The sequence below is a fragment of the Streptomyces sp. HmicA12 genome, assembly GCF_000373565.1.
Lineage (GTDB): Bacteria > Actinomycetota > Actinomycetes > Streptomycetales > Streptomycetaceae > Streptomyces.
The window spans coordinates 139,953-154,619 of sequence record NZ_KB891799.1; the positions used below are offsets into that span (position 1 = coordinate 139,953).

8 protein-coding genes are annotated in these 14,667 nt (G+C 71.9%); 3 read left to right on the top strand and 5 right to left on the bottom strand.

Annotation, left to right across the window (positions count from 1 at the left end; translation table 11 throughout):
• The first annotated feature begins 183 nt into the window (after positions 1–183).
• Positions 184–5,262: a DUF5979 domain-containing protein gene (locus B072_RS0107445; protein WP_234018814.1), complete on the top strand. Its 5,079-nt coding sequence runs from the start codon at positions 184–186 to the stop codon at positions 5,260–5,262.
• 72 nt (positions 5,263–5,334) lie between these two features.
• Here the strand turns inward: B072_RS0107445 and B072_RS49035 are convergent, their stop codons facing one another.
• The 5 genes from B072_RS49035 to B072_RS0107470 form a co-directional block, all read right to left on the bottom strand.
• Positions 5,335–7,047 (bottom strand): aldehyde dehydrogenase family protein, encoded by a 1,713-nt coding sequence (locus B072_RS49035; RefSeq protein WP_018529313.1) that lies wholly within the window; start codon positions 7,045–7,047, stop codon positions 5,335–5,337.
• Between the two features lie 204 nt (positions 7,048–7,251).
• Positions 7,252–8,532 carry an MFS transporter gene (locus tag B072_RS0107455; RefSeq protein WP_018529314.1) on the bottom strand — a complete coding sequence of 427 codons (1,281 nt, stop codon included), beginning with the start codon at positions 8,530–8,532 and terminating at the stop codon, positions 7,252–7,254.
• Positions 8,529–9,464 carry a TauD/TfdA dioxygenase family protein gene (locus B072_RS0107460; RefSeq protein WP_018529315.1) on the bottom strand — a complete coding sequence of 312 codons (936 nt, stop codon included), beginning with the start codon at positions 9,462–9,464 and terminating at the stop codon, positions 8,529–8,531. Before B072_RS0107460 ends, B072_RS0107455 begins: the two co-directional genes overlap by 4 nt.
• A 446-nt stretch (positions 9,465–9,910) precedes the next feature.
• Positions 9,911–10,522 (bottom strand): TetR/AcrR family transcriptional regulator, encoded by a 612-nt coding sequence (locus B072_RS0107465; protein ID WP_018529316.1) that lies wholly within the window; start codon positions 10,520–10,522, stop codon positions 9,911–9,913.
• 9 nt (positions 10,523–10,531) lie between these two features.
• Complete coding sequence (locus B072_RS0107470; protein ID WP_018529317.1) at positions 10,532–12,124, bottom strand: class I adenylate-forming enzyme family protein; 1,593 nt, start codon at positions 12,122–12,124, stop codon at positions 10,532–10,534.
• A gap of 79 nt (positions 12,125–12,203) precedes the next feature.
• On the opposite strand from B072_RS0107470, the gene B072_RS0107475 reads away from it, so the two are divergent.
• On the top strand, positions 12,204–12,845 hold the full coding sequence (locus tag B072_RS0107475; RefSeq protein ID WP_018529318.1) for a TetR/AcrR family transcriptional regulator: 642 nt from the start codon (positions 12,204–12,206) through the stop codon (positions 12,843–12,845).
• Positions 12,846–12,926: 81 nt separating this feature from the next.
• On the top strand, positions 12,927–14,573 hold the full coding sequence (locus B072_RS0107480; protein WP_018529319.1) for an acyl-CoA dehydrogenase family protein: 1,647 nt from the start codon (positions 12,927–12,929) through the stop codon (positions 14,571–14,573).
• The last annotated feature ends 94 nt before the right edge of the window (positions 14,574–14,667 follow it).

The following is a 14,667-nucleotide window of genomic DNA, read 5'->3' on the forward strand; positions in this document are numbered from 1 at the left end:
GGCGCCCGTTGCTCCGTACGAATCAATAATCTGACGGATTATCAGTTGAACAGCGCGGCTCGCCCCGATCGGCCGCGTCCCACCCCTACCGTCTGCCCCGGAATCGGTCGAACAGCTCACGGAAACGGCTGTAGGGGTCACATGCACGCGAAACCACGCACATTGCGGCGATTGCTGGTCGGGGTGACAGCGGCGCTGAGTCTTCTCGTCGGGTCGCACGCGGCAGCCGTACCGCTGGCCCCCGCGGCCGACGATCCGATGAGTTCGGTCGGCATCACCAAGACCAACGACACCGGTGGCGAACCTCAGCAGCCGGGTGACGAGTTCATCTACACACTCACCGGACAGTGCTCGGGGCTGACCGTGGACTGTGTGGACTTCACCGTCACGGACACGCTGCCGGCCGGGTTCGAGGTGACGAGCCTGCCGCAGAGCACGACCACGCGGGACGTCACGTACGACGAGAGCACGCGCCAGCTGACCGTCGTCTACAAGCAGACCCTGCAGAACCCGGCCGGGAAGACCGGGCTGCGGGCCGGGCAGGCGGGCTCGGTGGAGATCGGGATGCGGGTGCCGACCGACACCCAGCTGGAGGACGGCGCGACCGTCACCAACACGGCCACGGTCGACGCCGACAACGCCGACCCCAAGGACTCCTCCACCGACGTCACCGTCGAGATCCCCCGCGTGGTCAAGCCGGTGGTGACGAAGGACTGGGAGGACGGCTCCGCCATCGCGCTCAGCGACGAGGAGTCCACGATCACGCTGAACGTGCGGAACAACTCCTCGTCGTCGGCCGAGGTCACCGAGCTGTCGGTGTCCGACACGACCGAGGACACGTTCGAGTACTTCGACTTCGAGTCGGCCACGGTGACCACGTTCCCCAAGGGCGCCGACCAGGCGCATCTGGTGGTCACCACCGCGGACGGCCAGACGCACACCGGTGCCGACATCAGCGCGCCGGGCGCACTGCCGATGCCCGCCGGGGTGGACCCGGGCGACGTGGTCGGGTTCGAGGTCGTGTTCACCAACAGCGCCGGCGACCCGCTGCCCTACGACTCCGACGGCGGCACCGTCGAGGTCAAGATGAAGCTGCGGGACACGTACCGCTCCAGCGGCGCCAAGCTGGAGCCGACCGACAAGGTCACGGTGAACAACTGCGCCGTCCCGGCCGCCAAGGAGACGACGGAGGGGGACGTCACGGGTGACCAGGCCTGCGCCCCGTACGACATCCTTCCCGACATCCTCGTGCTCCAGCCGACCAAGCGGTTCTACCCGGACACGAACGGCGACTTCAGCCAGGACACCGGGGAGCACGCGGTGCTCGGCGAGAACTCGCCGGTGAGCACCGAGGTCGACGTGAAGAACGCCTCGCCGTTCCCGGTGAAGTCGATCACCATCACGGAGCCGTCCGCGGAGTCGGCCAGCGAGTTCGACAAGCTCGACGTCGACAAGGTGCGGCTGCGGTTCCCCGAGGGGGCGACCGAGGCGAAGCTGACCGTCACCTGCGCGGACGGGTCCACCGAGGAAGAGACCTACACGCAGAACGCGACGTACGAGGTTCCCGAGGCCTGCCAGCAGGTCACCAAGGTCGAGGTCACCTACACGGGCATGGACGCGGACGGCAACCCGACCATCACGGCGGGCGCCACCGCGGGGCTCGACCTGCACGGCACGCTGACCGACGGCGTCACCGCCGAGGACCTGCCGGGCGGCACCAGCCCGGGCGTCGACAACTGCGCCGGGTACAAGGGCGACGCGGGCCGCACCGACGGCAGCGGCACCGCCTCCGGCAACGCCTGCAAGACGCTGCCGATCGAGGAGCCGAACACCTCGGGCAGCGGCACGAAGGACTCCTCGCAGAACGACATCCCGGCCGACCAGCCGATCACGATGAACCTGAAGGTCACCAACAACGGCAACAAGCCGCTGGTGTCCCCGGTCGTCACCGACCCGACGGCCAACCCGGACGGCTCGCCGTCGACGACGAACAACCCGTTCGACGTCGTGCAGATCACGTCCGTGACCGTCAGCCCGTCGGACGCCCCGGTGAACCTCGAACTGTGGGACCCGGACGCGGACGGCGGCAACGGCGCCTGGGTCGCGTACGACGCGAACGACGCCGACCTGCTCGCGCGGGCCACCGGTGTGCGCGGCTCCTACGACGGTGAGATGTCGCCGCAGTCCACCTTCACGGTGACCATCGTCGCCGAGCGCCGCCCCGGCGTCCCCGACGGTACGACGCTGCAGAACTGCTACTCGATCGACGCGGGCGGCGACTACACGCCGGGCGCCCCGGTCTGCGGCCCCTCGATGGACACCGCGCCGGCCTCCGACTCGGCGTCGCTGAACAAGACGATCACCCCGGGCACCCTGCCCGAGTACGTGCCGGGGCTGCCGCGCCAGCACGCCGACATGTCGCTGACCGTCGCCAACACCGGCAACATGTCGGCGAAGTACCTGCGGATGACGGACAAGGACGACGACTTCTTCGACGCGGTCGACCTGGTCTCCATCAAGTCCAACCAGATGCCGGCCGGTGCCGACCGGGTCCAGATCGACGCCTACGTCGACGGGGCCTGGGTCAACGGCACGCCGTCGTCCAGCGCCGCGCTGCCCTCGGGGGTGAGCGCCGGTGACGTCGTCGGCCTCCGCGTCACCTACACCTCGACCAGCACCGCCAACGACGGCTACGTCATCAAGCCCGAGTGCACCACGTCGAGTTGCTACGGAATCCTCGTCCTCGACGTCAGCCCGCGCGAGTCGCTGCGCAGCAGTGGCGACCCGGTGCCCAGCCACCTGGAGGACACGGTCAGCGGCCAGTTCCTCACGAAGCTGGAGTCCGAGGACAACCCGAAGGACATCGACCCCGTCGACGCGACGCTCAACCTGGTCAAGGGCGACCCGAAGCTGGCCGTCGACAAGACCCCGAACACCGACCTGGCGCCCGGCGAGGACGCCCCGTTCTACCTGAAGGTCACCAACACCGGCACCGCCAACATCCCGAACCTGGTCGTCAAGGACGAACTGCCGCAGGGCATCCGGTTCCTCGACACCTTCCAGGGCGACGACGGACAGCCGTACAAGATCATCGATGAGAGCGTGCCGAGCGGGACGCCCGCCGTACCGACCCCGGTGTTCAACCAGGTCAACAGCGGCGACCGGGTCTCCGGACTGACCTGGGACTTCTCGAAGGACGACGACGGCAAGGCCTGGGTGCTCGCGCCCGGCGCCACCTTCACCATCGAGATCCACGTGACCCTGGAGCCCGGCATCAGCGCCGGCCAGGTCGTCACCAACACCATGGGCGCGACCTCCTCCGACCCCGACTTCGCCTGCGACGGCGGCACCCCGGAGACGGACGGCCGCTTCGGCTCGGGCCTCTACTGCACCGACCCGGCCACGCTGCGGGCCAAGACCGGCGCCAGCTTCCAGGCCCGCAAGTGGGTCTCCGGCAGGGACAGCCTGGGCTGGTACAACCAGAACAGCAAGAAGGTCGTCCCCGTCGGCGACGACTCCTGCCTGTCGACCACGGACTCGGCGGGGCAGCGGTACACCACCGCGCCGTGCGTCGCCCTGGTCAACCCGGGCGACCGCTACAAGTACCTGATGCGCATCCAGAACGCGGGCACCGAGTCGGGCACGGCCATGCGCGTCGTCGACCGCTTCCCGGTCCAGGGCGACAAGGGCGTCATCCTCGACTCCGAGCGCGGCACCGCCTGGGACAAGCGCCCGACGCTGGCCACGCCGCCGGTCCTGGACGGGCCCGGCACGATGGACATCGCCTACGAGAACGACGAGCCGCTGTGCACCGACGACCTCGACATGGGCGGCGCCGGATCCAGTGAGGCCCAGTGCGGCTCGGACACCTGGGACGACGGCTTCAGCGGTGACGCGCGCGGCATGCGTCTGAAGCTCACCTTCCCCACGCCGCTCGCCCCGGGCGGCACGGTCAACGTCACCTGGTCGATGGACGCCCCGCTCGACGTCACCAAGAACGGTGACCCGACCATCGCCTGGAACTCCTACGCCCACAACGAGACCACCGACCGCGGCGGCGCCGCCCGCGTGCTGCAGCCCAACGAGCCGATCCAGGTCGGTGTCGCCCTCGCCTACGGCGACCTGCGGCTGGTCAAGCGGCTCGGCGCGCACCCCGACGCGCTGGACTCCGCGCTGAAGAAGGTGCCGTTCCCGTTCCACGTCCGCTGCGTCATCCGCCCGCAGGGACGGCCGCCGCAGGTCGTCGTCAACGAGGACTACCGGGTCTCCGTCGACAAGCCCGTCACCGTCGAGGGCATCCCGGCCGGCGCCGAGTGCACGGTGTGGGAGACGTCGGCGCGCGGCGGGGCCAGTGACCATCCCGAGAGCGACCCGGTGAAGGTCACCATCGAGCCCGGGTACGGCAAGAAGACCGTGGAGACGGCGCGGATCACCAACTCCTTCGAGTTCGGTGCCCTGCAGCTGGTCAAGTCGGTCGACGGGGACGCCGCGCAGTACGCGGACGGCCGCGTCTTCAAGGTCCAGGTCTCCTGTGCGCTGCCCAACGCGGCGGGCAGGCCCACCGACCGGGTCCTGCGCAAGACGTACGACGTCACCGCGGACGAGCCGGTCACCGTCAGCCCCCTGCCGGTCAACTCCCAGTGCTGGGCGGAGGAAGTGGACACCGGTGGCGCCGAGAAGGCGGTCGTCGACCACGGTTCGGCCGACAACCCGGCCGTGATCACGGCCGACGGCGACGGTGACACAGCCACCATCTCCGTCACCAACACCTTCCCGGCCGGCGAGCTCGTCGTCACCAAGCACGTCGTGAACGGTGACGCGGGACCGTACGACTTCGAGCTGGCCTGCACCACCGACCAGGGCGATGTGGCCCTGGCCGCCGAGGACAGCGCGTTCGAGCTGAGCGACGGCGAGAGCCGCACGATCAGCGTTCCGAAGGGCGCCGCGTGCACGGTGACCGAGACGGACGTGCCGAGCGGTGACACGGTCACGTACAAGACGTCCGACGGCGACGACGGCGGCGACAGCGGCAAGGTCGTGGTCGACGGGTCCGGATCGGTCGACGTGACCAACACCTTCCCGAAGACGCCGGACACCCCGGACACCCCGGACACCCCCGACACCCCGGGCGGCCACGGGGACAACGGTCACCTGGCCGACACCGGGACCCGGGACTGGACGCTGCTCGGCGCGCTGTTCACGCTGCTCGCCCTCGCGGCCGGGTTCACCGTCCGCAGGATGGCCCGCGGCAGCCGCCGCTGATCCCACGGCAGAACGGGGAAGGCCCCGGGCGAGGATTCCTCGCCCGGGGCCTTCCCCGTTCTCGCGGCTGCGTCAGCCGCGCAGCGCCGACGCGAAGATGCCCGGCAGCCGGGACACCTTCGGGTCGGTCGTGTACGCGGTCAGGCGGCGCATCGTCGTCAGGCCGGTGCGGTTGGTGACGTAGTACGGCGGCCGGGGCGACAGCGACGGCGAGCCGGTGAACAGGCCGCGCGGCGACGGCGCGAACGGCGCTCGCAGCACCGTCTTCTCGACGTCCTCCAGCATGAACGCGTTGTGCACGAAGCCGATACCGCTGCCGATGTCCTGACGGGTGTGGCCGGGGAACGCGCCCCAGGGCGTGTAGCCGAGCAGGAAGCCGAACGCCGACCAGCAGTTGACGCCGAGGGTGCCGTAGCGCAGTCCGGCGATCGCCTCGTCGACGGCCGCGCGGTGGGTGCGCTCGGTCCGCGGGTGGACCAGGAGCGTGGCGCCGAGCGTGCCGGGCAGCTTGTCGTTGGCGAACTCGGTTGCCGCGCGCAGGAATGGGGGGGCGTCGGCGCCGGGGAGGCGGACGACGCCGAGGGCGCTGGCGAACACCTCGACGCTGAGCATCGGGTCGTCGGGGTCGGTGATGTCGGGGACGAGGACGCGGCAGGTGTCGTCGCCGGTGAACTCGGCGTCGGCGTGGGCCCGGGCGACGGCGTCGAGGCGGTCCTCGGCGCCCGTGTAGTAGTCGGGGCGCGGCGGCAGTTCGCGCAGCACCTTCCGGATCTCCGCGAGCAGCTTCTCGGTGCCGTCCCACTCCCGGGGCACGACCAGGATCTGGGTGGCGACGCAGTTGTGTCCCGAGTTGTTGAGCTTGCTGGTGACGATGTGCTCGGCCTGGAAGCGCAGGTCGGCGTCGCTCCACGGGCCCGGCGTCACGATGCACGGGCTCACCCCGCCGAGTTCGCTGGTGAACGGCTTGTCGTTGTACGGGGTGTCGGTGCGGCGGCGTTCCTCGGCCTGGTCGTCCGTGCCCCACACGATGGCGTCGTGGGTGCGGTCGGAGCCGGTGACGTGGATGGTGTCTATGCCCTCGTGCGTGGTGAGGTAGGCGCCCTCGGCGCCGCCGCCGTCCACGAACCGCACCCAGCCCGCCGCCACGAACTCCGCGAACACCTTCTCGAAGTGCGGGCGCAGATAGGCGTTGACCGGGTTCATCTTGGCGAGGACGACCTCGCCGTCCGCGTACAGCTTGTGGATGATGTCCAGCGGGGTGATCGCGGCGACGTTGCCCGCGCCGAGCACGAGTGCGACGGCGCCCTCGCCGGGCCTGCCCCGGTACTCGCCGGCCGCGCGGGCGACGACCTGGTCGGGGGTGGTGCCGGGCAGGGTCCACACCTGGGCCGTGAACCCGTTCAGGAGCAGCCGGTCGGCGGTGGTGGCGGGGAAGACGTCGACGACGGTGCGGCCCTCGTGGCTGTGCACGGCCTTCGCGTCGACGGGGTCGTGCCCGGCGGCGAGGCGCCGCAGTACGTGCAGGTGGGCGCCGATCGTCTGGGCCAGCGCCCAGGGCGCGGTGATCCAGTCCTCGGCGGCCCAGGCGGAGTCGGCGGCGTAGCCCTTGGCGCGGGCGGCGTCGGCGACCATCGCGGGGGCGCCTTCGGCGATCTTCGGGAGCATGCGGTCCAGCAGGGCGATGCGGTCCGTGAGGGGGGTGGTGGTCCAGGACGCGGCGTGCTGTTTCAGCTCACCGACGGCGAGGTCGAGCGGGGCGGTGTCGAGGGTGGGGGTGGCGGGCACGGGGCAACTCCGTTGGGGGCGGGGGTGGTTGGGTGTGTGGACGGGTGCGGGTGCGTGGGGCTTCTCGCGCAGTTCCCCGCGCCCCTGAAGCATGCGCTGCGCGCAGCTTCCCCTGAAGCGAGCGGAGCTCGCTCTCAGGGGCGCGGGGAACTGCGCGACCCGCCCCCACCGGGCCGCAGCCGCAAGACGACCGAAACCGGCGGATCAGTGGTGCAGCCGGGCCGCGTCCCGGCCCGGGTCGATCAGGGCGAACGCGGCGACCGCGCCGAGCGCGACGAGGCCGCCCGACAGCAGCACGGCGTGCTGGTACCCGGCGTCCCCCTGGGCGTCGACGAGCGCGCCGACGGCGGCGGGCGCGAGCAGCCCGGCCACGGTGACGACGGCGTTCATCAGGCCGAGGGCGCCACCGGCCCGGCCCGGCGGGGCGATCTCGGTGACGGTGGTCGCCGCGACGGTCGCGTACGCCCCGCTGAAGCCGAGGCCCAGCGAGATCAGCACGGTCTGCGCGAGGACGCCGCCGGACAGCGGGACGGCGAGGCAGCACGCGGCGCCGATGGCGAGCGTCCACGCGCCGACCCGGCCGCGGGCGGCCTTCGTGCCGGCGCCGCGCCGCATCAGCCGGCCGGTGAGCCACACCTGCCCGAACAGGACGGCCGCGCCGACCGCCCAGGGCGCGACGACCAGGGTGCCGGCGGTGTCGGCCGAGTAGTCGAGGGCGTTGCGCAGGTAGGAAGGCAGCCAGACCAGCATCAGGGCCACGGTCCAGTAGCTGGTGAAGTACGCGATCGTGGTGCCGATCCAGGTGCGGCTGGCGAAGATCCGGCGGTACGGGACCTTCGCCGCGCTCGCCTTGTCCGTGGCTTCGGCACGGCGCGCCCGGGGGCTGTCCGCGCCGAACACCGCCCAGGCCAGGGCCCACACCACCCCGATCACGGCCAGCACCCACAGCGCGGTGCGCCAGCCGTGGTGCTGGATCACCCAGGACAGGGTGGGCGCGGAGACGATCACGCCGAGGGTGATGCCGACGGTGATCAGCGCGCCGGGCAGGTTCCGCCGGTCGTTGGGGAACCAGGACAGGGTCGCCTGCTGGGCGACGGGGAACGCGGGCCCCTCCGCCGCCCCGAGGAACACCCGCGAGGTCACCAGGACCGCGAGCCCGCCGCCGATCGCCGCCGGGACCTGCGCCACGGACCAGAGCACGGCCATGACCAGGATCAGCAGCTTCGGCGACACCCGGTCGGCCGCCATCCCCACCACGATCGCCGCGACGGAGAAGAGCAGGAAGAACGCGCTGTTGGCGAGGCCGAACTGAGTGGCGCTCAGATGCAGGTCGGCACGGATCTCGTCCGCCGCGAGCCCGAGGACGGACTTGTCGGCGAAGTTGACCATCATGAAGACCACGAGCAGCGCGGTCACCGTCCAGGCGCGGCGGTCGCCGCCGATCGCTTCGGCCGCCGTGCCGGGCACGGCCTGTGCGGTGGTCATGCGAGCGGGACCCCGGCGATGGCGATGCGCTCCATCACCCGGCGCTGCGGGAAGTAGTCGTTGACCGCGTAGTGCTGGACGGCGATGTTGTCCCAGATCGCGATCGAGTCGGCCTCCCAGTGGAAGCGGATCTGGAACTCGGGGATGCGCGCCTGGAGGACGAGGATGTCGAGGAGTTCGCGGCTCTCCTCGTCGCTGACGCCCTTGATGAAGCGGGTGAAGGGCTCGTTGACGTAGAGCGTCTTGCGGCCGGTGCGCGGGTGGCGGGCGACGACCGGGTGCTCGACCTGCGGCCAGGACTTACGGAAGGCGGCCTTCTGCTCGTCGTTCATCAGCGCGCCCCAGCTGGCCTCCCAGTCGTGGACGGCGGTGAGGTTCTCGATGCGCGCCTTCAGGTCGTCGGGCAGGTTGTCGTACGCGGCCGCCATGTCGGCCCACATGGTGTCGCCGCCCGCGGCGGGCACCTCGACGGCGCGCAGCACGGCGCCGAGCGACGGGTTCGCCATGAACGAGTGGTCGCTGTGCCAGATGTTCTTGTTGCCCGCGGCCTTGGCGTCCTTGGCGAGCCGGGAGATGCCGACGGTGTCGGTCTTGCCGAAGAACGGGTTCGGCTCCGGCGGGCCCCAGACACCCGAAAGCGCCATGTGCTGCTCGGAGTCGAACCCGCTCTGCCCGCGGAAGAAGATCACCTTCCACTCCAGGAGCGCCTGGCGCAGTTCCTCGGCGAGCGCGTCGGTGATCGGCCGCGTCAGGTCGACGCCGCCGATGACGGCGCCGAAGTGCGGGGTGAGCGGGCTGATCTCGCACAGCTCGTACGCGGTCTGCTCGGCCCCGGGCGCCAGGCGGTCCAGGGTGCGGCGGCCGTAGTGCATGAGGGGCTTGTCGAGGATCGGCTTGGGGTCGGCGACGGGAGCGGCGGCGATGTCGTGCATGGGTGGTACTCCCCACAGCGAGACTGATGACGCTATTACGTAACCGGCAGTATCGATATTGAGATGCGGCGGGGCAAGGGGTCTGGAGGGATTGATTTCCGGGAGGTGCGCGGCGCGCGGAACAGCGGCCGCGGGCAGGCCGAAACGCGGACCGGGTGCTCAACTCACCTGGTCCGTAAGGGTGTGCGGGCGCTTACGGGAGGGGTGCACGGGCGCTTACGGGAGGGGTGCACGGGTGCTTACGGGAGGGGTGTACGGGCGCTTACGGGAGGGGTGCACGGGCGCTTACGGGAGGGGTGTACGGGCGCTTACGGGAGGGGTGCACGGGCGCTTACGGGAGGGGTGCACGGGCGCTTACGGGAGGGGTGTACGGGTGCTTAGGGGAGGGGTGCACGGGCGCTTACGGGAGGGGTGCACGGGCGCTTACGGGAGGGGTGCACGGGTACTTACGGGCGCGCGCCGACCGCCCGGCCGATCAGCTCGGCCACCGACTCGACCAGCGCCTCGTCGGGCATCCGCTGCTCGGCGACGATGCGGAACACCAGCGACGAGGCGACCAGCGTCGTGGTGGCGGCCAGGTCGGCGTCGGGGCGTACGTCGCCGCGCGCGACGCCGCGTTCCAGGACGTGCCGGGTCTCGCTCGTCACCCGCTCCGTGTACGCGTGGAACGCCTCGCGCACCGCGCCCTCCTCCGCCGACGCGCCGATCACCCCGGCGAGCAGCCGGTCGACGCCGGGCCGCCGGTACGCCTCCATGCGAGCGACGAGCACCGCGCGCAGCTCGGCCCGGAAGTCGCCCATGTCGGGCACGGTGAGCTGCCCGATCCGCGACTCGGCGGCCGCGATGACGAGGTCCTGCTTGGTGGACCAGCGCCGGTACATGGCCGGTTTGCTGACCCCGGCGCGGGCCGCGACGGCGTCCATGGTCAGCGCCCCCATGCCGTGCTCGGCGACGAGTTCCACGACGGCGTCGAGCACGGCCCGGGTGACGTGTTCCTGCCGCGGCCGCCCCGGCCCTCTGCGCCCCCGCTGCACCCGCTCGTCCTGGTCGTCGGCCATGCCGAGACCCTACGCGGGCGCCTCCGCGAGCGCGGCACGCAGGACGTGCTTGGTGACCTTCCCCGACGGGGTGCGGGGCAGCTCGTCCCGCAGCACCAGCTCGCGCGGGATCTTGTAGCGGGCGATGCGCGGCTCCAGCCATTCCCGTACGCCGTCGAGGTCGAGCCCGGCGTCCGGGCGCGGCACCACGACCGCCACCACGGTCTCGCCCCACTGCGGGTGCGGGCGCCCGACGACGGCGACGTCGAGGATGTCCGGGTGGCCGCGCAGGGCGCCCTCGACCTCCTGCGAGGCGACGTTCTCGCCGCCGGTGACGATCACGTCCTTCATCCGGTCGACGAGGGTGACGAACCCGTCCGCGTCGATCCGCCCCAGGTCACCGCTGCGGTACCAGTCGCCCGCGAACACCTCGGCGGTGGCGGCGGGGTCGTCCAGGTAGCCGACCATGCGGGTGTCGGACCTGAGCCAGATCTCCCCGGTCTCCCCGGCCCCGGCGTCGGCGCCGTCCGGCCGTACGACCCGCAGGGCCACGCCCGGCATCCCGCCGCGCCCGATCGAGCCCGCCTTCTCGACCTGCTCGGCCGGGGAGAGCGTCGCCCCGACCGGGCCGGTCTCGCTCATCCCGTACACCTGGTGGAAGTCGTCGGATCCGTACGCCTTCATCAGGCGGCGCGCGGTGTCGGCGTCCAGCGGCCCGGCCCCGTAGATCCAGGCACGTACCGAGGTGAGGTCGAAGTCGGCGAAGTCGGGGACGGACTGTACGGGCGCGATGAGCGCGATCGGCGCCCCGAACAGGGCCGTGATCCGCTCGCGCTGGACGAGTTCCAGCATGCCGCGCGGCTCGTACTCGCGCTGGAGGACGACCGTGCCGCCGAGGAACAGGGTGCCGAGCGCCCAGTTGTTGAGCGGGGACGCGTGCCAGATCGGCATGCAGATCAGGAACCGGTCGTCGCGGCGGAGCGGGACCGCGGTCGCCGTGTACGTGGCGGTGAGCGCGATGCCGCGGTGGGTGTGGACGCAGCCCTTGGGGCGGCCCGACGTCCCGGACGTGTAGAGGATCTGCGCGATGTCCCCATCGTCGGCGGCGTCCGTGTCGCCGGCGGCATCGGCGGCGTCAGTGTCATCGGCGTCGGCGGTGTCGGCTGCGGCGCCCGGCTCCCCGGTCCAGGGTTCGGCGCGCGCGATCAGGTCCTCGAAGGAGCCCGGTACGCCCGGGTCGTCCGGGTGGCTCGTCAGCCAGCGCAGACCGTCCGTGTCGGCGGCCGTCGCCCGCTCCCCGATCTCGGCGTCCACGATGCCCACCTTCGCCCCGCAGTGCCGCAGTTGATGCGCGACCTCCGCCGTCTGGAGCTTGTGGTTGACCGGCACCAGCGTGGCGCCCGCGTACCAGGCACCGAACGCGGCGAACAGGAAGGCGGGCGTGTTGTACGTCATCACGGCCAGCCGGTCGCCGGGCCCCAGGCCCGCCCGGCGCAGCACGGTCGCGGCGCGGCGGGCCGCGTCGGCGAACTCCGGGTAGGTCCACCGCCGGTCCCGGTAGACGACGGCCTCTCGGTCGCCGGCCGACTGAACAGCGTTGTCCAGCAAGGCGCTGAGGTGCATCACGATCTCCTGACGAGCCGGCCCCGACCGGTGCGGCGGGACCATGGCGTGAAGTTCTGAATGATGGTTCACTGCTTGCATGGCCTACCGCAAGACCCCCGCCGAAATCCGCCGGCTCGAAGCCGCGCGGGAGCACCTGATCGCCTGCGCCACCTCGGTCGTCGCCGAAGTGGGCTGGTCACAGGCTTCCGTGACGGCTGTCGCGGACTCGGCGGGCATCGCGGCGGGCTCCGTCTACCAGCACTTCCCGTCGAAGGCCGCGCTCGCCGTGGAGGTCTTCCGGCGGGCCGCGGGGCGCGAGGTGGAGGTGCTCGGCGAGGTGCTCCAGGGCCCCGGCGACCCCGTCGAGCGGCTCACGCGCGGCGTCGACGTCTTCGCCCGCCGCGCCCTGGAGAACCGCGGTCTGGCCTACGCGCTGCTCGCCGCCCCCGCCGAACCGGCGGTCGGCGCCGAGCGCCTCGACTTCCGCCGCCGCTATCGCGCGCTCTTCGCCGAGGTGGTGCGCGAGGGCATGGCCTCGGGTCAACTGCCGCCGCAGAACGGCGAGATCACCGCCGCCGCGCTCACCGGCGCCGTCGGCGAGGTGCTCGCGTACCCGCTCGGCGCCGCCCCGGCCGAGACCGCCACCGACGAACTCATCACCGAACTGACCGCCACGGTGCTGCGCTGCGCGGGCGCGGCCCCCGGTGCCGCCGGTGCCGGCACCGGCGCCGACCACTGACGCCGACCACTGACGCCGATCACCCGCGCCTGTAGGCCCGTGATCACCGACCCGCACCGGATACGACCCGAAGGAGCCGCCATGACCGTCACCAGTCGCCCCACCGCCGTGACGCACGAAGTGACCAATCAGGCGCCGCCGTTGACCGGCCACGACGCCGCCGACGACCCGGTCCTGATCGAGGGCGTGCGGCGCGAGGGCGCGGCCTGGCACCTCGACGACCTGCACCGGTTCGGGAAGGTCGTCGGCAGCGAGGAGGCCCGCACCTGGGCCGACCAGGCCAACCGGTTCGAGCCCGAGCTGCGCACCCACGACCGCTACGGCCACCGGATCGACGAGGTCGACTTCCACCCCGCCTACCACTCGCTCATGACCGCCACGGTCGGCGCGGGCGCCGCCGGTTCGGCCTGGGCGGACGAGCGGCCCGGGGCGCACGTCGCGCGCGCCGCGACCTTCATGGTGGCGACCATGATGGAGCAGGGCCACATGTGCCCGGTCTCCATGACGTACGCGGTGATCCCGGCGCTGCGCCGCACCCCCGACCTCGCCAAGACGTACGAGCCGCTGCTCACCTCCACCGTCTACGACCCGGGCCTGCGCACCCCCACCGGCAAGCGGGGCCTGCTCGCCGGGATGGGCATGACGGAGAAGCAGGGCGGCACCGACGTGCGCGCCAACACCACGTCGGCCGTCGAACAGGCCGACGGTACCTGGCGGTTGCGCGGCCACAAGTGGTTCACCAGCGCGCCGATGAACGACCTTTTCCTGGTCCTCGCGCAGGCGCCCGGCGGGCTTTCCTGCTTCCTGGTCCCGCGCGTGCTGCCCGACGGCAGCCGCAACACGTTCCGCATCCAGCGCCTCAAGGACAAGCTCGGCAACCGCTCGAACGCGTCCAGCGAGCCCGAGTTCGACGACACCGTGGCCTGGCTCGTCGGCGACGAGGGCAAGGGCGTGCGCACCATCATCGACATGGTGACGATGACCCGCCTGGACTGCGTCCTCGGCTCCGCCGGGCACATCCGGGAGGCGCTCGCGCAGGCCGCGCACCACACCCGGCACCGCTCGGTGTTCGGCGCCCGGCTGATCGACCAGCCGCTGATGCGCAACGTCCTCGGCGACCTGGGCCTGGAGTCGGAGGCCGCGACCACGCTCGGCCTGCGGCTCGCCGGTGCCGCCGACCGGGCGCAGCGCGGCGACACGGGCGAGCGGGCGTTCCTGCGGCTCGCCACCGCCGTGTCCAAGTACTGGGTGTGCAAGCGGCAGCCGTCGCTCGTCGCGGAGGCCCTGGAATGCCTCGGCGGCAACGGCTATGACGAGGCGTCAGGCATGCCGCGCCTGTACCGCGAGGCCCCGCTCAACGGCATCTGGGAGGGCTCCGGCAACGTCAACGCGCTCGACATGCTGCGCGCCATGGCCCGTGAGCCGGAGTCCCTGGAGGCGTTCCGTACGGAGATCGAGGCCGCGGCCGGTGCGGACCGCCGACTCGACTCCGCCTGGCGGGAGTTGAGGGAGCAGCTGGTGCTGACCGAGGACGCCCCGCTGCGCGCCCGCCGCGTCATCGAGCGGGCGGCCCTCGTCCTCCAGGGCTCCCTGCTCGTACGGCACGCTCCCGCCGCGGTCGCGGACACGTTCTGCGCCTCGCGGCTCGGCGGCGACCAGGGCCTCGCCTTCGGCACGCTGCCGCCCGGCACCGACTTCGCGGCCCTGCTGGAGCGGCTGCCGGCCTGAGGGCGGGGCGGGAGACGGGCGGGGTACCACCGACTCCGCGTCCGGACAGGTGATGTCGCGCGACCGCCCGCGTCATGGCGCGGCCGCGCGCCCC

What these genes read in the sequence shown, in the direction of transcription:
- B072_RS0107455 (WP_018529314.1), bottom strand. Translation starts at nt 8,532, where the DNA reads ATGACCACCGCACAGGCCGTGCCCGGCACGGCGGCCGAAGCGATCGGC.
- B072_RS0107460 (WP_018529315.1), bottom strand. Translation starts at nt 9,464, where the DNA reads ATGCACGACATCGCCGCCGCTCCCGTCGCCGACCCCAAGCCGATCCTC.
- B072_RS0107465 (WP_018529316.1), bottom strand. Translation starts at nt 10,522, where the DNA reads ATGGCCGACGACCAGGACGAGCGGGTGCAGCGGGGGCGCAGAGGGCCG.
- B072_RS0107470 (WP_018529317.1), bottom strand. Translation starts at nt 12,124, where the DNA reads ATGCACCTCAGCGCCTTGCTGGACAACGCTGTTCAGTCGGCCGGCGAC.
- B072_RS0107475 (WP_018529318.1), top strand. Translation starts at nt 12,204, where the DNA reads ATGGCCTACCGCAAGACCCCCGCCGAAATCCGCCGGCTCGAAGCCGCG.
- B072_RS0107480 (WP_018529319.1), top strand. Translation starts at nt 12,927, where the DNA reads ATGACCGTCACCAGTCGCCCCACCGCCGTGACGCACGAAGTGACCAAT.